The sequence below is a fragment of the Micromonospora pallida genome, assembly GCF_900090325.1.
In the GTDB taxonomy this organism is placed as follows: Bacteria; Actinomycetota; Actinomycetes; order Mycobacteriales; family Micromonosporaceae; genus Micromonospora; species Micromonospora pallida.
On the sequence record NZ_FMHW01000002.1, the window covers coordinates 2,665,033 to 2,683,534 of the forward strand.

The following is an 18,502-nucleotide window of genomic DNA, read 5'->3' on the forward strand; positions in this document are numbered from 1 at the left end:
CGCTCGTTCGGGCTTTCCACAGTGCACCGGCAGGACTCTTTCCCACGCCGGACAGGTGTCCGCCGGTGCGCCGTTCAGTTGATTACCTGGGCCGTTCGCATTCGGGACACTGCTTTTCTCGCCCGCTATCGACGTGAGGCCCCACCGCGTGACCAATGTAGACCTTCCGGCCCGGGTTGTCCGTCCCTCCACCAATGGGATCTCCGCCACCACCGGCACGAAACCGTCGTTGTCGTTCGGACAGGAACGCATCTGGTTCACCGAACAACTGACGCCCGGTACGGCCGGATATCTCGTCCACACCACGCTGCGGCTGATCGGCCCGCTCGATCCGGACCTGCTGGCCACCGCCATCGACGCCAGCGCCCGCCGGCACGACAGTCTGCGGATGCGGTTCACCGAGAACGACCTCGGCGAACCGGTGGTCGAGGTCATGGCGGCGGTGCGGGTCCCGGTCACCGTCGTCGGGGTGACGGACGAGGCGGCGGCGCGTGCCCTGGTGGCCGAGTCGGCGCGTACCCCGTTCGACCTGGCCGCCGCTCCCCTGCTCCGGGCGCTGGTGATCCGGCTGGCCGACGACGACCACGTGCTGCACCTGGCCATGCACCACATCGTCAGCGACGGCTGGTCGCTGGACCTGCTGCTCACCGAGATCGCCACGTGCTACGGCGCGCTGCGCGACGGCGGTCCCGTCCCCGCGCCGCCGGCCGTCTCGTACGTCGACTACGCCGCCTGGCAGCGCGCCCGCGCGGACGGACCGGACGCCGGCGCGGAGCTGGCCTGGTGGACCGAGGCGTTGGCCGGCGTGCCGGCGTTGGAACTGCCCACCGACCGGCCCCGCCCGGCGGTGCAGACGTACGCCGGGGCCACCCGCCGGTTCCGGATCGACGCCGAACTGACCGACGGGCTACGCCGGCTGGCGCGCGGCCAGCGGGCCACGCTCTACATGACGCTGCTCGCCGGCCTACAGGCGCTGCTGTTCCGGCACACCGGCCAGCGCGACTTCGCCATCGGCTCCCCGGTCGCCGGCCGCGTGGTGCCCGAGTTGGAGAACCTGATCGGGCTCTTCGTCAACACGCTCGCGTTGCGCGCCGACCTCTCCACCACCGGCGGAACCGCCGACTCCCCCGGCGAGGAGCCCAGCTTCGCGACGCTGCTGCGGCGGACCCGCACCGGCGTCGTCAAGGCGCTGGCTCGTCAGGAGGTGCCGTTCGAGCGGCTGGTCAAGGACCTGAACGTCACCCGGGACGTGAGCCGCTCGCCGGTGTTCCAGGTGCTGTTCACCCTGCAGAACTACGCCCGCAGCGGCGGCCGGTGGCCGGACGGGCTGGTCACCGAGGGCTTCGGTGCCGACGGCGACGCGGCCCGGTTCGACCTGTCGCTGTACCTGGGCGAGGTCGACGACGAACTGCGCGGCATGTTCGTCTACAACACCGACCTGTTCGACGCGGCCACGGTGGCCCGGCTGAGTGAGCGGTTCACCACCCTGCTCCGCGCGGCGGTGGCCCGGCCGGACCTGCCGATCGTCGACCTGGACCTGCTCGACGCGGACGAACGGGACCGGGTGCTGGCGTTCGGCACGCCGGACGAACCGACGACACGGGTCACCCCGGTGACCGGTACCGCGACCAACCTCGCCGACCTGGTCGGACCGCACGCGGTCGCCACCCCGGACGCGCCGGCAGTGGTCTGCGGGCCGGACGCGGTGACCTATCGGGAGCTGGACCGGCGGGCCGACCGGCTGGCGCACTGGCTGCGGTCGGCGGGCGTCGGCCCGGACGCGCTGGTCGGCGTGCTGCTGGAACAGTCGACGGAGTTGGCCGTGGCGTTGCTCGGCGTGCTGCGGGCCGGTGGGGCGTACCTGCCGCTGGATCCGGAGCAGCCACCGAACCGGCTGGCCGCCATGCTCGCCGACGCCCGGCCGGTGGTGGTGCTGACCAGCAGCGACCTGCGCGACCGACTCACCCCGACCGACCCGGCGGTACCGGTGCCGATCGCGCCGACGTGTCTGGACGAGATCGCCGACGAGTTGGCCGCCGGCCCGGACACCGACCTGGGCGTCGCCGTGCACGGCGGCAACCTGGCCTACGTCATCTACACCTCCGGGTCCACCGGCACCCCGAAGGGGGTGGCCGTGGCGCACCGGCAGGTCCTGCGCTACCTCGACGGGGTGGCCGACCGGTTCGACGTCGTACCGGCCGGCCGGTACGCGCTGCTCCAGTCGATGTCGTTCGACTTCAGCGTCACGATCTTCTGGCTGGCCCTGGCCACCGGCGGGGTGGTGCACCTGCTGCCCCGCCGGGGCACCGGCGCCGAACTGGCCGAACAGTTGCGCGCTGAGCACATCGACTACCTGAAGATCACCCCGTCGCACCTGGCGGCGTTGACCGCCGACGCCGAGCCGGCCGACCTCCTGCCGGCTCGGGCCCTGATCCTCGGTGGCGAGGCCGCCGATCTGGACCGGATCGCGCCGCTGGCCGCCGCCGGGCCGGCCCGGGTGTTCAACCACTACGGCCCGACCGAGGCGACGGTCGGCGTCGCCACCCACGAGGTCACCGCCGACGCGGCCCCGACCGGGCCGGTGCCCACCGGCCGTCCGCTGCCGTACGCCCGGGTGTACGTCCTCGACGACCGGATGCGGCCGGTGCCGGTCGGGGTGCCCGGCGAGGTCTACCTTGGCGGGGACCGGCTGGCCCGGGGCTACCTGAACCGTCCCGCGCTGACCGCCGAACGCTTCGTGCCCGACCCGTACGGACCGCCCGGCGCCCGCCTCTACCGCACCGGTGACCGGGGCCGGTGGCGGGCCGACGGGCAGCTGATGTTCCTCGGCCGGACCGACCACCAGGTCAAGATCCGGGGTTACCGGGTGGAGCTGGGCGAGGTGGAGGCCGGGTTGCGCGACTGTCCGCCGGTGCGGCAGGCCGTGGTGCTGCTGCGCGACGACCGGCTGGTCGCCTACCTGGAGCCGGTGCCCGGCGCGGACGTACCGGAGGCCGCCGAGCTGCGCCGGACCCTCGCCGACCGGCTGCCCGAGCACATGGTCCCGCAGCGGTTCGTCTGGCTGGAGAAGCTGCCGTTGCAGGAGCACGGCAAGGTGGACCGCCGGGCGCTGCCGGAGCCGACCGCCGAGGTACCGACGGGTGCGCGGGTCGCCCCGGCCGGCCCGGTGGAGCACCTGGTCGCCGGGATCTGGCGGGAGGTGCTCGGCCTGGCCGAGGTCGGCGCCACCGACGACTTCTTCGACCTCGGTGGGCACTCGCTGCTGGCCACCCAGGTGGTGGCCCGACTGCGGCGGGAACTGCCCGCCGCCGACGGGGCGTCCCGGGTCAGTGTGATGGACCTGTTCCGGCACCGGACGGTCCGCGAGCTGGCCGCCCGGATCGCGGTGGCCGACGCCGAGCCGGCCGCGCTGCTGCACGAGCTGACCGCGCCGGTGCCGGCCGCCGAACGGATCGCCACCCTGGTCTGCGTCCCGTACGGCGGGGGCAGCGCGGTGGTGTACCAACCCCTCGCCGACGCCCTGCCAGCCGGCTACCGGCTGCTGTCGGTGGCCGTACCCGGGCACGACATCGGGCTGGCCGACGACCCGGCGCCGATCGGCGAGGTCGCCGGGGACGTGGTCGCGGAGATCCTCGCCCGGGTGGACGGTCCGCTGGTCCTCTATGGGCACTGCGGTCCCGGTGCGGCGCTCACCGTCGAGGTGGCCCGGCGGCTGGAAGCGGCGGGCCGGGAGCTGACCGCGGTCTACCTCGGTGCGGTGTTCCCGTTCGCCCGGCCGGTGGGCGGGGTGCTCGGGCCGCTGCTGCGGCTGCGCCTGGCCGAGCGGGTCCGCAGTGACCGGATCTACCGCACCTGGTTGCAGGCTCAGGGCACCTCGGTCGGCGCGTTGGACCCGGACGAGATGGCGTTCCTGATCCGGGCGATGCGCCACGACGCCCGGGTCTCCGAGGAGTACTTCACCGAGCTGGTGCACCAGCGGGTGAGCCCGCTGCGCGCGCCGGTCGTCTCGGTGGTCGGCGACCGGGACCGGGGCACCGAGTACCACGAGGAGCGGTTCCGGGAGTGGCACTTCCTCAGCGACCGGACCGCGCTGGCGGTGATCGACGAGGGCGGGCACTACTTCCTCAAGTACCGGGCCGGGGAACTAGCCGAGATCGTCACCGGCGTGCACCACCGGCTGGGCGGCCCGGACCCGGTGGCCGGGGTAGCCGACCTGGTCGGGGTGGATGGAGCCGACCCGGCGTGGACGCTGGCCGCCGTCTCCGACCGCGGCACCGAACCACCGCCACCCGCTGCTCCCACGGGTCGCCGCCGGGGCGCCGACCGGGACCCGCAGCCGAGCATGGCCCGGTTCGGCCTGGTCGCGGCCGGGCAGATCGTGTCCAGTACGGGCACCGCCCTGACCAACTTCGCCATTCCCCTCTGGATCTACCTGGAGACCGGGTCGCTGGCCCGGTTCGCGCTGTTCGCGATACTCGGGCTGGTGCCCGGCCTGCTGGTCGCCCCGCTCGCCGGTGCGCTGGTCGACCGCACCAGCCGCCGACGGATGCTGCTGTTCGCCGGTGTCGCCGCCGGGGCGGCCAACGCGGCGCTGGCCGGGCTGGTACTCACCGACCGGATCCAGGTCTGGCACATCTACCTGCTGGTCGGCTGGCTGTCGGTGGCGTTGGCGTTCCAACGGCTGGCGTTCGTCTCCGCCGTACCGCAACTGGTGCCGAAACGCTTCCTCGGCCACGCCAACGGTCTCGCCCAGACCGCCACCGGCGTCACCCAGTTCCTGGTGCCACTGATCGCGGTGGCCCTGCTGGAGGCGGTCGGCCTCGCCGGGATCCTGCTCATCGACGTGGCCTCGTACGTCTTCGCACTCGGGGTGCTGCTGGCGATCCGGTTCCCCCGGACGCTGGCGCTGCACCGACGGGAGGGCATCGGCCAGGAGATCCTCGGCGGCCTGCGCTACTCGGTACGACGCCGCGAGTTCCGGTCCATGCTGGTCTTCTTCGCCGCGCTGAACCTGTTCCTGTTCCCGGTGCTCTATTTGCTCTCTCCGCTGGTGCTCGGCTTCGCCGACCTGGCGCAGGTGGCGCAGGTGGCCCTGGCCGGCGGGGTGGGCGCCGCCGTCGGTGGCCTGGTGATGCTGGTCTGGGGCGGTCCCCGCCGCTACCGGATGCGGGCGGTGCTGCTGGGCACCCTCGGCATCGCGGTGGCCTGCCTGGTCACCGGGCTGCGGCCCAACCTGGTGCTGGTCGGTGCGGGCGCGTTCGGCATGTACCTGGCGCTCGGCGTCGTCAACGGCGTCTACAACACGATCATCCAGACCAAGGTGCCGCCCCGGTTCCACGGCCGAGTGTTCGCGCTCAACCAGATGGTGGCCTGGTCCACCATGCCGCTGGGTTGGGGGGTGATCGCCCCGTTCGCCGCGCAGACGCTGGAGCCGCTGCTGATGCCGGGCGGCGCGCTGGCCGGCACCGTCGGCGCGGTGATCGGGGTCGGGCCGGGCCGGGGCATCGCCCTGCTCTACCTGCTCTTCGCCGGGTGCATCGCGCTGACCGCGCTGGTGTCGCTGCGTACGCCGGTGCTGGCCCGGTTCGACGACGAGGTGCCCGACGCCCCACCGGACGATCTGATCGGCATCGCGGCCCGACAGGCCCGCGCCGCTGCGGGGGACGGTGCGGCCGTCGCGGGAAGCAGTACGGCCGTCGCCAAACCCGGTGCGTCCCTCGCGGAAAGCGGTACGGCCGCCGCCGAAAGCGGTGCGACGGCCGGAACGCCGATGAACGCGACGACCAGCCAGACGCCGGGACGGAGGGCCGCCTGATGAGCAGCACGATGCCGGTACGCCGGCCCGCGCCGCCGGCTGCCCGGACCGTGCCGGACCTGCTGGCCTGGCGCCGCGAGGTGCACCCCGAGCGGGTGGCGGTCGAGGTGCACGGGGTGGCCGCGCTGACCTTCGCCGAGTGGGAGTCCGGGGCGGCCGCCGTGGCCCGGACGCTGCGGCGACGTGGGGTACGCCCCGGCGACCGGGTCGGACTGGTCTTCGGTCCCCGCGACTGGACGGAGTACGCCGTGGCGTACTGCGGGGTGCTGCGCGCCGGCGCGGTGGCGGTGCCGCTGTCGGAGCGGTTGGCCGCCGGACAGTTGGAGCACGCGCTGACCCACTGCGCGGCGGGCGCCCTGGTGCACGGTGGCGACACCGCCGCGCCGACCGCGCCGGCCGGCGTGCCCGTGTGGACGGTGGCCGAGCTGCGGTCCGACACCGGCCCGGAGGTGGAGCTGCCGGCGGTGCGCCCGGCCGACCTGGCCCAGATCCTCTACACCTCGGGCACGACCGGCCGCCCGAAGGGGTGGGCGCCAGCCACGCCAACCTGACCGTCGGCGCCCCGAACCACCCCCGGCGGCTGGCGCTGGCCCACTCCGAGCGGTTCCTGCACGCCTTCGCGATCGGCACGAACGCCGGGCAGACCATGCTGTTCAACGCGCTCACCGCCCGACCGGCCGCGCTCACCCTGCCCCGGTTCACCCCGCTGCGGTTCGCCCGACTGATCGAGACAGCCGGCGTCGGGACGGTGTTCGTGGTGCCGTCGGTCGCCATCGAGCTGCTCGACTCGGGCGCGCTGCGGGACCGCGACCTGTCCGGCGTACACCTGATCGGGTCGACCGCCGCGGCGCTGCCACCGGCGGTGGCGGCCCGGCTGGCGGCGGCCTTCCCCGCCGCCACGATCGTCAACTACTACACCTCCACCGAGGCGGCGCCGGCCCAGACCACGATGATCTACGACCCGACCCGGCGGGACGCGGTGGGCCGGCCGGTCGGCGGGCAGCTCATGATCGCCGACGGCGACGGCGCTCCGCTGCCGGTCGGCGCGACCGGGGACGTGTGGCTACGGGCCCCGCACCCCCGGGCCTACTACCGCGACGAGGCGGCCAACCGGTCCACCTTCCGCGACGGCTGGGTCCGGATGGGCGACATCGGCCGGATCGACGCCGACGGCTACCTCTACCTCTCCGACCGGCACCAGGACGTGATCAAGTCGGGGGCGTTCAAGATCTCCTCGCTGGAGGTCGAGGCGGCCCTGCACGAGCACCACGGGGTCGCCGAGGCGGCCGTGGTGGGCGTGCCGCATCCGGTGCTCGGCTCGGCGGTGGCCGCCGTGCTGGTGCCCCGACCCGGGACCGACCCGACCGGGCTGTCCCTGGCCGCGCTGCGCGGGTTCCTCGCCGACCGGCTCGCCGACTACCAGTTGCCGTCACGGGTGCTGCTGGTCGACGAACTGCCCCGCAACCCGGGCGGCAAGGTCCTCAAACGCCAGCTGACCAGCCAGTTCGACAACTGACCACCCGAAGATCGTTGGGAGAGCACGTGGGCACCGCCGAGGCGACATACGCGCAGCACGCCGTCTGGTTCACCGAGCAGGCCGGGGTGGCCGGGACGGCCTACCACATGGCGCTCGGCATCCGGTTCGGCGCCGAACTGGACCGGCCGGCGCTGGTCGAGGCGTGCGCGACGGTGACCGCCCGGCACCCGGTCCTGACCACCCGGGTCGTCGCCGACCACGACGGCACCCCCCGCCTGGTCCCGGCCGACGGGCGCCCGGTGGTGACTCTCGGCGAACTGACCGACGAGCGGGTCGCCGAGGAGATCGCCCGCCGCTACGACCCGGCCGCCGGGCCGCTGTCCCGGTTCACCCTGCTGACCGGGCCGGACGGCACGCACCTGCTCCTGGTCACCGCCCATCACCTGGTCTTCGACGGGATGTCCAAGGACGTGCTGGCCCGGGACCTGGCCGCCGCCTACGCCGCCGCGCGCACCGGGACGCCGGCCGACCTCGCGCCGCTCGGCGACGGGTACCCCGGGCACGCGGCCGTCGAGCGGGAACGGGTCGACGCGGAGCTGCCGGCCGCCCGGTCGCACTGGGCGCGGCACTGGTCCGGCCCGGGTGATGTGGTCCTACCCGGCCTGCGGCGGGTGCCGACCGCCGCCGAACCGGGCGCCACGGTCGCGGTCGACCTGCCCGGCGAGTTGGTCGAGGGCATCGACCGGACCGCCCGGTCGCTCGGGGTGACCCGGTTCGAGCTGCTGCTCGCCGTGGTGCACGCGCTGCTCGCCCGGTACGGCAACCAGGGTGCCCCGGTCGGGGTCGGACTCTCCACCCGTACGCCCACGCAGGCCGACCAGATCGGGCTGTTCGTCAACGAACTGCCGGTCGCGGTCGCCCCGGCCAGCGGTGACTTCGCCGGATACGCCCGCGCGGTCCGGGACCGGGTACGCGACCTGTACCGGTTCCGCAGCGTGCCGCTGGCCCACACGGTCTCCGGTCTGCGTCCGGCACCCGCGCTGACCCCCGTCTCGGTCGGCTACCGGCGACGCGGCACCGAACCGACCTTCGACGGCGTGTCGAGCAGCGTCGAGTGGACGCTGTTCGGCGGCTCGGCCCGCAACGCCCTGCACGTGCAGATCGTGGCCGCGCCGACCGGGCTGGCCGTGGGGTTGCAGTACAGCCCGGCGGCGATCGACGCCGCCTCGGTGGCCCGCATCGGCGGGCATCTGCGGACCATGCTGGCCGCCGCCGTCGCCGACCCCGGGCAGCCGGTGGCCGGGCTTCCGCTGCTGCCCGCCGACGAACTCGACCTGGTGCTGCGGGCCTGGAACGACACCGGGCGGCCCTACCCGCACGACGTCACCGTGCCGGCGCTGATCGCCGAACGGGTCCGCGTCGACCCGGCGGCGGTGGCCGTGGTCGACGGCGACCGGACGCTGAGCTACGCCCAGCTCGACGCGGCCAGCGCCCGACTGGCCGGGTTGCTGCGGGACCGGGGCGTCGGTCCGGGAACCCTGGTCGCGGTCGCCCTGGACCGGTCCTGGCAGTCGGTGGTGACGCTGCTGGCCGTGCTGCGCCGCCGGGCGGCGTACCTGCCGGTCGACCCCGGTCACCCGGTGGCCCGGCAGGAGCTGATCCTCGCCGACGCGGCCCCGACGCTGGTGGTGACCAGCTCGGGCACGGCCGCCGGGCTCGCCCCGGGTCGGCCGCTGCTCGTCCTCGACGAGGTCACCGACCTGGACACCCCGGACGCCCCGGACGCGGCCCCCACCGAGGAGCCGACCGCCGACGACCTGGCCTACGTGCTCTACACCTCCGGCTCGACCGGCCGCCCCAAGGGGGTCGCCGTCCGGCACGGCGCGCTGGCGAACCTGCTGCTCGCCGTCCGGGACACCCTGGGCAGCCGGCCGGAACACCGCTGGCTGCACCTGACCTCACTGTCGTTCGACATCTCCGGGGTGGAAATCTTCCTGCCCCTGGTCACCGGCGGCCGAGTGGTGGTCGCCTCGGCGGTGAGCGCCCTCGACGGCGCCGGCGTGCTCCGGCTGGTCCGCGACACCGGGGTCACCCACGTGCAGGCCACCCCGTCCGGCTGGCGGGTGCTGCTGGAGGCGGGGCTCGGCCGTACCGCCGGTGGGGTAACGCCGGAGCCGCCGGAGCCGCTGGTGGCGGTCACCGGCGGCGAGGCGCTGCCGGTGCCCCTGGCCCGGGAGCTGCGGGCCCGGGTCAGCCGGCTGGTCAACGGGTACGGACCGACCGAGGCGACGATCTACGCCACCATGGCGGAGATCCCGGCCGACCCGGACGAGGTGACCATCGGCCGGCCGCTGCCCAACACCCGCGCGTACCTGCTCGACGACGACCTACGGCCGGTGCCGGTGGGGCTGCCCGGTGAACTGTGCCTCGCCGGGGCCGGACTGGCCGCCGGTTACCTGAACCGGGACGACCTGACCGCCGAACGCTTCGTCACCGTCCCCGCCGATGCCGTCGGCCCCGGTGCCGCCAGCGCCGAGGGCGCCGGGATCGATGGAGGCGCCAGGTCCGACGAGGGCGCGGAGCGGATCTACCGGACCGGGGACCGGTGCCGGTGGCTGCCGGACGGCCGGATCGCGTACCTGGGCCGGGCCGACGACCAGGTCAAGATCCGGGGACACCGGGTCGAACTGGGCGAGATCACCGCCCGGCTGCTCGAGCACCCCGCGGTCGCCGAGACGACCGTGGTACGGCACGATCCCGCCGACGGTGACGAGGCACGCCTGGTGGCATACCTGGTGCTCCGCCCGGGTGTCGGTGTGCCGGAGCCGGCGGACCTGCGCGGGCATCTGGCGCTCACCCTGCCGACGGTCATGCTGCCGGCCGACTGGATCGTCCTGGACCGCCTGCCGGTCAACCCGAACGGCAAGGTGGACCGATCGGCGTTGCCGCCACCGGCCACCCGTACCGCGCCGGGCACGGCCGAACCGGCGACCCACGCCGACCCGCTGATCGAGCAGCTGCGCGGGATCTGGCAGGAGGTGCTCGGGATTCCGGACATCGGCCCGCACGAGGACCTGTTCGACCTGGGTGGACACTCGTTGACCATCACCCGGATCAGCGGGCGCATCGAACAGCGGCTCGGCGTCGAGGTGCCGCTGGACGCGTTCTTCGACACCCCCACGATCGCCGAGATCGCCGAGATCATCCGGCAGTCCGGAAAGGAGTTCTGATGCGTACCGACCCGGAGCTGCGGCAGCGGGTAGCCGAACTGGTCAGCGGGGCCACCGGCGGGGACGTCGCCGTCGCCGACCTGCTGGCGGGCGGATCGATGGTCGCGTTGGGCCTGGACTCGCTGGGCCTGCTGCGTCTCGTGGACGCCATCGAGCTGGAATACGAGGTCGAGGTCGACCTACAGGCTCCGGGGCGAGGGCTGGACACCCTGGACGACCTGGTCACGCTGGTGGCGGCCAGTTCGTGACCATCGTCTGCTTATCGGGTGGGCCGGGACGCCCATGCCGTGGCAAGGTGACCCGGTGGCGACGGACCATGCACCCCTGGAGATCGCCTGCGACGAGTCGGGCTACGAGGGCGAGAAGCTCGTGGGCACGACCACCGACGTCTTCGCGCACGGCAGCGTGCACCTGTCGTACGCGGCGGCGGCCGAGTGCATGGCGGAACTGCGCGCCCGGATCCGTTCCCCGGCCACCGAGTACAAGGCCAACCACCTGCTACGGGAGAAGCACCGCCGGGTCCTCGTCTGGCTGCTGAGCCCGGCGAGCCCGGCGTTCGGCGCGACCCACGTCTACCTCGTCGACAAGACGACCTTCCTCCTGGACCGCCTGGTCACCGTCCTGCTCGACGACCCGGCGCAGGCGGCGGTCCTGTGCCGGGAGGTGATCCTGGCACGGGAGGCGCGAACCGCCGTGCACTGGCGGCCGTTTCTCCAGAGCGCCAACGACCTGCTGCGCACCAAGGAACGCCCCGACGCGGTGCCGCCAGTGGAGGGATTCGTCCGGGCCGTGGAGGCGCTGCGCCGCGGCGGCCCGGCCGAACCCGCCGACCAGACCCTGAAGCTGCTGGCGGCGGCCCGCTCACGAGCCGAGGCCCACCGGATGGCCGTCCACACCTCCCCGCCGGCCCTCCCCCTGCTCGACCCGTTGGTCCCGGCGATCGAGCGGGCCGTACGGTTCTGGGGTCACCCGGGACGCCCGGTCACGATCGTCCACGACCGCCAGAACACCCTGCGACCGGACCGGGTCGCGGCGCTGCGTGACCGCATACCCGCCCTGGCCGGGCTGACCCTGGTCAGCTCGGAGAACGACCCCCGCGTGCAGGTCGCCGACATCGTCGCCGGCGCGGTCCGGAAGATCGCCTCCGACGAGCTGGTCGGTGCCGGCGACCCCGAACTCACCGCGCTGCTCCCGCCCTTCGTCGACAGCGCGTCACTGCTGCCCACGTCGGCGAGCACCTCGCCCCACGAGCGGCGATGACCAGCCTCATGCCCCGCGGGTTCACCGGCCGCCGGTGCGCCCGGGTGTGGCCGCCGCCGGTGCGGCGAGGGCGGCCCAAGATCGTCGATGTCGTCGCCCGGCAGGGCACGATGGGCACGTGGACATCGAGCCGATCGCTCCCGCGCCGAGCCGGGCATTCGCCCCGGCGATCCTCGGCCAGCGGTGGCAGGACCTCGCCTTCCTGCACTGGGCGGTCGCGCCGGACCGCGTCGCGCCGCTGCTGCCCGCCGGCACCCACCCGGACACCCTCGACGGGGTGACCTACGTCGGCCTGGTCGGCTTCCGGATGGTCGGGCTGGGCCTCGGACGGGGGCCGGGCGTGCCGTACCTCGGCAGTTTCTGGGAGACCAATGTCCGGGTCTACTCGGTGGACGACGCCGGCCGGCGGGCCGTGGTGTTCCGCTCCCTCGACGCGTCCCGGCTGGTCCCGGTGCTGGTCGCCCGGGCGTCGCTGCGCCTGCCGTACCTGTGGTCGGCGATGCGGCTGGACCGCGACGGCGACCGCTACACCTACCGCTGCCGGCGCCGCTGGCCCGGCCCGGCCGGCGCCACGAGCCGGATGACGATCCGGGTGGGCGAGCCGATCGACGAGCCGACCCCGCTGGAACACTTCCTCACCGCCCGGTGGGCGCTGCACACCCGGGCGTACGGGCACACGCTACGCCTGCCCAACTGGCATCCCCAGTGGCCGCTGCACCGGGCCGAACTGCTGGACCTGGACGACGCGCTGATCGCCGCCGCCGGACTGCCGTCACCGACAGACCCACCGGTGAGCGTGCTCTACTCCCCCGGCGTGCCGGTCCGGTTCGGCCCGCCGGTCACCGTACGCCGGACCGGCTGACCGCCCGGCGACTCGACGGAAAGGCGGAACGCCCGGCGGGACATCACCAGAGGGAGATCGCGAACAGCAGCTCGTCCTTACGGGGCGGCCGCTCGATGATCGGGATGGCGGAGCGCGAGTTCTCACGGTTGAGCGCCATGCTGCCGTCCGGGTTCAGGCCGAAACGCCTCAGGTGCGCTCCGTCGCGGAGGTTGCCCAGCACCGCCAGACGGATCAACGCGTCCCGGGCCCGCCGATCCCCACCCACCGTCGCTCGGGCGAGCTGCTCCGGTGGTTGGCGCAGGGCGAGCAGCACGGACAGGTACCGTCCCGCCTCGACGTTCTCGGCGGCGGCTCGTTGCAGGTCGCCGAGTCGTTCCTGTTCGGCGAGCAGGTAAGCGAGCCGGGCGCACCTGTCGCCGGTATAGACCGGCTCCGAGTACCTTCGCACGATCTTGAACGCCTCTTCGACCCGGTCGTGGTCGGCGAGGATCATGCCCAGGTCGTCGACGGCCTCTGGCGTGCGGTAGGCCTCCAGCAGCAGCAACTCGACGGCCTCGTCGATGCGCCCCCGCGCGGCAAGCCGCCGCGCCCACTCTCGACGGGCCCAGGCGTTACCGGCGTCGGCCATCGCCTTGAGTTCGTCCAGACGTTCGCTCTCCGCGAGCAGCCGGGCCAGCAGGTCGGCGACAGGACCGTGAGTTCGTCCGGCCCAACGCAACTCCTCGATGGCCTCCACCTGGCGGCCGGAATCCGCGAGGATGGTCGCGAGCATCCTGAGCGGGCACTGGCAGTACTCGTCGGACGGCGCGCCGCGCAACAGACCGAGCGCTTCGTCCGTGCGTCCGTCGCCGTGCAGCAGCCAGGCCAGGCTCCGCAGGGCGTGCGGGTCGGCCGAGAGGGCACGCAGTTCGTCGACGCGACGGAACTCGACGAGAAGCGCGACCACGTCGGGAGTCGCTCCATGCCGCCGCAGCTCCTCGAGGGCTTCGTCGACGCGGCCGTCGTGCAACAGCCACCGCGCCAGGAGGTACCCGTGCGTATCCGCGCCGCGGCGGCGGACGAGATCCACCGCTGCGGTGCGGCGGCCCTGATCCCACAGCAACTGCGCGGAGGCACCCGCCGCCCAACTGTCGCCGGACTCGGCCAGGCCGAGCAACTCGTCGAACGTCCCGGTGCGGCGGCCATGCGCGGCCAGCGCCTGAATGGCCACGAACTGGATGGCCGGCTGATCGTCCTCCAACATCCCCAGCAGGTCGACGATCTCGTCGACAGCACCGTGCTCCGCGAGCATGTGCTGGAAACGGATGCGGGCGAAGGAGTCGGTCTCGGCCAGCGCCCGGAGTTCGTCCTTCCGTCCCGCAGCGACGAGCAGGTCCACCAGCACCGACTGGGCGGAGCGGTCCTCGGCCCGCGCCGAGCGCTGTTCCGCGATGGCCTCGTCGAACCGTTTCTGCTCCGCCAGCAGGGCGACCAGTTCCCCGTGGGCCCATTCGTGCCCGGCGGCGAGCGCCTGACGGTAGAGCCCTTCGGCGAAGCGGTAGAGCAGCCTGCTCTTCGCCTCGCGAGCGAGATGAAGAAGGTCCCCGGGGTCGACGATGTGCCGGGTCAGGGCTCGCCACACCGCCTCGGGCACCGGCTCGACGTCGCGCCCGTCGGCGGTGTACTGGGCCAGGTAGTCGGTGAGGCCGTACCCGGCCGCGCGTTCGTCGTCGTCCGGATCCCGCTCCGGGACGAGCGCGGAGACGGTGTCCCGGATCAGGTCGGTGGCCTCGCCCAGGGCACGGTCGAACCAGCCGGCCGGAGCCGGTCGTCGGTCCGGAAAGTAAGCGTGTGCGCAGTGTCGCAGCAGGTCTGCGGAGACCGGACCACGGACGCCGAGGCGGCGCGCCGCCACCGCGACGCTCAACACGCTCCTCGTGTAGGCGAATCGTGGCTGTTCCCAGCGTTGCACCAGCCACGGCGCTCCCGCCAGCACCTGGGTCATGCCGTGGTCGGGGTCGGTCAGCGCGGCGGTGAGCTGAGCGTCGTCGCGCGCGGCCTCCCACGCGCGGTCCAGCTCCGAGGCCTGCAGCCGGTCCGGGACACGGACCGGTGTTCCGGCCAGCCGCAGCAGGTTGCGGGCCGGCTCGTGCGGATCCGACAACGTCTGCGTTCCCTGGCTGACCAACTCGTCGTAGAGGGTCGGCCAGAGGGTGGCGACCACCACCACGGGTTTCCGGGCCGCCCACAACGCCCGCACCTCGTCTGCGCCGATCCCGCGCTGGCCGTCTCCGGCCAGGTACCGCTGCAACTCGTCCAGCCACACGACCGTCCGTGCCCCGAGCGAACCCGCCCCGGGCAGGGCCCGGAGCTGCTCGGCGTCCCGGGGCCGCACGACGCGCCACCCCGCATGGTTGTCGCGGACGGCCTCCCACAGCGAACGGGTCTTGCCAGCGCAGGACCGACCGGTCACCAACACGAACCCGCCGCCGGCGGTGGCGGCGGCGGCCAGCCGCTCGCGCAACTCGTGGTCGTGGTCACGGACCACGTACGACGGACGGGTCCACCACTCCCCCGGGTGTTCCGGTCGAGGTTCGTCGTCCGGCACGGCCCCGACCCGGCCCGGTGGAGTGACCGCGCGATGCACCCCGGCCGCGCTCGGAGGGAACTCCGCCACGGTCCACACCGGTGGCGTTGCCGGCGGGCGCTCGGCCGCCCCGCGCAGCCGGTCCACGGCCGCCCGCCAGGCATGGACCTGCTCGGGCGGCACCCGGCAGACCAGCAGGAACATGGCAAGGACCTCGGCCGATGGCAGGTTCCGGCCGTTCAGGACGCTCTCGACCGTCGAGCGCGGCAACCTGATCCGGGGCCAGCCGTCCGGGGCGCGTCCTGCGGTCGCCCGGCACAGCCTGTCCGACTCGTCGTGGATCTCCCGGTAGGAGAGCCCCGCCCCGTCCTTGACCTTCCGCAGTGCCTCGGCAAGCTCCCGCCGGGTCGACACCTGGATTGGCAGGTCCGCGTAGCCGTCCAACGACCGCACCATCGGTCCATTTTCTCCGACCTGCTGCTGTCCGGGTCCGTCCGGGTGGCGCTGCTTGTTCTTCGGACCTGCTACGGCATGACGTGGCCTCCCCGGACAGGGGTTCCGGAGGTGTCCGGAGCGGCTGGCCGGACACCCACCCGGACGGGTGTGCTCCGAACACCGCATCCCGAACCGGAGGCCCCGATGCACTCTCCCGACTTCCTGCCGACTGTCCTGACAGAAGGGCTGCGACTCGCCTCGGCCCTGGCGCCCCTCGTCACGCTGCTGCTCGCCAGGCGCGTCGGTCGACGCCACGACCAGCGGGACCGGTGGCGGCGCAGCCACCGCGGGAGCAGGTCGGGTCGACCAGAGGGACGCCGCCGTCGGCGGCGGTGACGATGCCGACCCGCTGGTCGGAGCGCTCCGGGAGATCTGGCAGGACGTGCTGAAGATCCCGGACATCGGCCCGCACGAGGACCTGTTCGACCTGGGCGGGCACTCGTTGACGATCACCCGGATCAGTGGCCGGATCGTGCAACGACTCGGCGTCGAGGTACCGCTGGACGCGTTCTTCGACACCCCTACCATCGCGGAGATCGCCGAGATCATCCGGCAGTCCGGAAAGGAGTTCTGATGGGGGCCACCCACGAGATGCGGCAACGCGTCGCCGAGCTGGTCAGCACGGCGACCGGCGGCGAGGTGTTCCGTCGCCGACCTGATGGCCGGCGGATCGATGGTCGCGTTGGGCCTGGACTCGCTGGGTCTGCTGCGTCTCGTCGACGCGATCGAGCTGGAGTACGGCGTCGAGGTCGACCTCCAGGCCCCGGGCCGGGGCCTGGACACGCTGGACGACATGGTCGCCCTGGTGGCCAAGGCCCGCCCGGAGCAGAGGGCGGCCGTCCGGTAGGCGGGACTAGCCAGTACGGCAGGGGTGCCTCCTCGCGGCCGCGAGGAGGCACCCCTCCGGACGGACGACAGGCTGCGGCAGGACCGTTCCCGACTACCGCGGGTAGCGGTGGTACCAGGGGTTGTGCCTTTCGAAGGCAGCAGCGGCGGTAATGACCTCGTCGTCCCGCTTCATCCGACCGATGACCTGCAAACCGACCGGCAGATCCGGGCCCTTGAGGGGGTTCGGCGCGAAGCCGGCCGGCAGACTCATCGCCGGATGGCCGCTGAAGTTGACCGGATAGGTCAGGCACCAACCGATCTGCGGATCGACGGCGACACCGTTGACGGCCGACGGGCCGAGGGTGTTGCCGTCGTCCGCGTTCGGGACGCCCACGACGGCAACCGTCGGCGTGACGATGTAGTCGTACGTCCCCAGGACGACGTTGAGCTTGTGCAGCACGTCGGCGCGCAGGAAGTCCAGGTGCCGGTACTCCTCGGCCAGGAGCCGCTCCGACCGGTCGAGCATGGCGGCGAACTGTGGCGTCAACTGTTCCTTGTGCTCGCGTAGGTCCATCGGAATGCCGAACTCCAGAAACAGGTCCCGGGCGTGGCCGTACAGGCCGGCCTGCATGAGGACCCAGGTGTCAGCGAAGTGCTGACTGGTCAGTGGCCGCCGTTTCCGGCCGCCCAGATCGGTGACCTGGATCTCGTCGAGCCCCAGCTTCACCTGGTCGACCCTTGCCCCGGCCTGCTCGAAGGCCTGGAGGGCCTGGCGGACGACACGCTCGACCGGCGCCTCCACCGGGAACAGGTCCATGTCCGGTGAGTAGGCGATGCGCCTGCCCGCGAGCGGACGCGCGCCGTCCACACCCTTGCGGAACGCGCCGACGTAGTCCAGCACACCGTCCATGCTCAACGGATCGCCCTCGGAGGGACCGCTGATCGCCTGCATCAGCATGGCCACGTCCGCCACCGTCCGTGCCATGGGCCCTGGGGTGAAGAACGGCGCCGCGGCGATCGGTGGAGCATCCTGCGGCCAGCGGCCGACACTTGGCTTCAGTGCCGCGATGTTGCACATGGCCGCCGGGATACGAACACTGCCGCCCGCGTCGGAGCCCTGGGTGAGGGCCGTCATGAAGGATGCCACGGCCGCAGCCGCCCCGCCGCTGGAACCGCCGGCGTTGAACCGGGGGTCGAACGGGGTGCCTGTCGGGCCGTGGACCTTGTTGTCGGTGGTGCCCTTGTGGCCGAACTCGGGGGTGTTGGTCTTGCCCGGCACCACCACACCCGCATCGAGTGCGCGCTGGACGTACACCGCGGTGAAGGGCGGCACGAAACCCAGGTCGGCCATCGGCTTGGAGCCGAAGTCGTTGGGGACGCCCGCCAGGAAGTCGAACAGCGCCTTGACGCCGAAGGTCAACCCCTCCAGCATCCGCGGCCGGCCCTGCCGGTACCGTTCGTCGGACCGTACCGCGGCTTCACGCGCCAATTCCTCCGTGACGTGCACGAAGGCGTTCAGTCGCGGATTCACCTGCCGCAGCCGGCGCAGGTGCGCCTCGGTCAGATCCACCGCAGAGACGCGGTTCTCCTTGCGGCCCAGCAGCGCCAGCTGCTCGTACGCAGGCAGGAACACCAGTTCGTCAGCCGCAGGTATCGCCTTCTTGACGTTGCCGTACTGAGCGAACTGCCGTAGCAGCCAGCTCCAGTTGTCAGACGCCGGCCCGGCGCTTGCCGGCTGGGACACCAATCCCGAGCCGGCGACAGCAGCCGCCGAGCTTCCCAGCGCGATGACGCGCCTACGGGTCAACCGCATGGAGGGGTCCTCTCTGAAAAGGCACGAAGAGTGAGGGGGGCGGGGTTTCCCTGCTGTCCTACTCCGCCCTGAGAGGACTGTCCATGGTCGCCTCACCTGCTGGACAGCGCCCTGGGTCCCGGTTCGCCGAGCGACGCGGGCCACCGACACCGTCAGGGGGCGTCCGGCTACGGG

10 protein-coding genes and 1 pseudogene are annotated in these 18,502 nt (G+C 73.0%); 9 read left to right on the forward strand and 2 right to left on the reverse strand.

Features of this window, described 5'->3' with window-relative positions; translation table 11 throughout:
* The first annotated feature begins 229 nt into the window (after positions 1 to 229).
* The 7 genes and pseudogenes from GA0074692_RS10785 to GA0074692_RS10810 all read left to right on the forward strand — a co-directional run bounded on the left by GA0074692_RS10785 (position 230) and on the right by GA0074692_RS10810 (position 12,644).
* On the forward strand, positions 230 to 5,815 hold the full coding sequence (locus GA0074692_RS10785; protein WP_245730264.1) for a non-ribosomal peptide synthetase/MFS transporter: 5,586 nt from the start codon (positions 230 to 232) through the stop codon (positions 5,813 to 5,815).
* A gap of 11 nt (positions 5,816 to 5,826) precedes the next feature.
* Positions 5,827 to 6,833: pseudogene (locus tag GA0074692_RS10790) on the forward strand (class I adenylate-forming enzyme family protein); the annotation flags it as partial.
* Positions 6,834 to 6,956: 123 nt separating this feature from the next.
* The gene (locus GA0074692_RS35935; RefSeq protein WP_245730659.1) at positions 6,957 to 7,331 is read left to right on the forward strand and encodes a class I adenylate-forming enzyme family protein; all 375 of its coding nucleotides are present in this window, start codon (positions 6,957 to 6,959) and stop codon (positions 7,329 to 7,331) included.
* A 26-nt stretch (positions 7,332 to 7,357) separates the two neighbouring features.
* On the forward strand, positions 7,358 to 10,522 hold the full coding sequence (locus tag GA0074692_RS10795; RefSeq protein WP_218106618.1) for a non-ribosomal peptide synthetase: 3,165 nt from the start codon (positions 7,358 to 7,360) through the stop codon (positions 10,520 to 10,522).
* A complete protein-coding gene (locus GA0074692_RS10800) occupies positions 10,522 to 10,770 on the forward strand; it encodes an acyl carrier protein (RefSeq protein ID WP_091642710.1) in 249 nt (82 codons plus the stop codon). The genes GA0074692_RS10795 and GA0074692_RS10800 overlap by 1 nt, the downstream gene beginning before the upstream one ends.
* 55 nt (positions 10,771 to 10,825) lie before the next feature.
* Positions 10,826 to 11,782 (forward strand): hypothetical protein, encoded by a 957-nt coding sequence (locus GA0074692_RS36470; protein WP_218106619.1) that lies wholly within the window; start codon positions 10,826 to 10,828, stop codon positions 11,780 to 11,782.
* Positions 11,783 to 11,900: 118 nt separating this feature from the next.
* Positions 11,901 to 12,644 carry a YqjF family protein gene (locus GA0074692_RS10810; protein ID WP_091642715.1) on the forward strand — a complete coding sequence of 248 codons (744 nt, stop codon included), beginning with the start codon at positions 11,901 to 11,903 and terminating at the stop codon, positions 12,642 to 12,644.
* 43 nt (positions 12,645 to 12,687) lie between these two features.
* Here GA0074692_RS10810 and GA0074692_RS10815 read toward each other — a convergent pair whose 3' ends face one another.
* Positions 12,688 to 15,648: a tetratricopeptide repeat protein gene (locus GA0074692_RS10815; protein ID WP_091642719.1), complete on the reverse strand. Its 2,961-nt coding sequence runs from the start codon at positions 15,646 to 15,648 to the stop codon at positions 12,688 to 12,690.
* 409 nt (positions 15,649 to 16,057) lie between these two features.
* Between GA0074692_RS10815 and GA0074692_RS10820 the strand changes: the two genes are divergently transcribed.
* A complete protein-coding gene (locus GA0074692_RS10820; RefSeq protein WP_342672865.1) occupies positions 16,058 to 16,261 on the forward strand; it encodes an acyl carrier protein in 204 nt (67 codons plus the stop codon).
* Positions 16,262 to 16,345: 84 nt separating this feature from the next.
* A complete protein-coding gene (locus tag GA0074692_RS10825; protein ID WP_218106620.1) occupies positions 16,346 to 16,534 on the forward strand; it encodes an acyl carrier protein in 189 nt (62 codons plus the stop codon).
* 93 nt (positions 16,535 to 16,627) lie between these two features.
* On the opposite strand, the gene GA0074692_RS10830 is transcribed toward GA0074692_RS10825, so the two are convergent.
* Complete coding sequence (locus GA0074692_RS10830) at positions 16,628 to 18,328, reverse strand: amidase (RefSeq protein WP_091642726.1); 1,701 nt, start codon at positions 18,326 to 18,328, stop codon at positions 16,628 to 16,630.
* Between the last annotated feature and the right edge of the window lie 174 nt (positions 18,329 to 18,502).

Excerpts from the sequence above, each read along its gene's own strand:
- GA0074692_RS35935 (WP_245730659.1), top strand. The coding sequence starts at position 6,957 with ATGGGCGACATCGGCCGGATCGACGCCGACGGCTACCTCTACCTCTCC.
- GA0074692_RS10800 (WP_091642710.1), top strand. The coding sequence starts at position 10,522 with ATGCGTACCGACCCGGAGCTGCGGCAGCGGGTAGCCGAACTGGTCAGC.
- GA0074692_RS10815 (WP_091642719.1), bottom strand. The coding sequence starts at position 15,648 with ATGGTGCGGTCGTTGGACGGCTACGCGGACCTGCCAATCCAGGTGTCG.
- GA0074692_RS10825 (WP_218106620.1), top strand. The coding sequence starts at position 16,346 with ATGGCCGGCGGATCGATGGTCGCGTTGGGCCTGGACTCGCTGGGTCTG.
- GA0074692_RS10830 (WP_091642726.1), bottom strand. The coding sequence starts at position 18,328 with ATGCGGTTGACCCGTAGGCGCGTCATCGCGCTGGGAAGCTCGGCGGCT.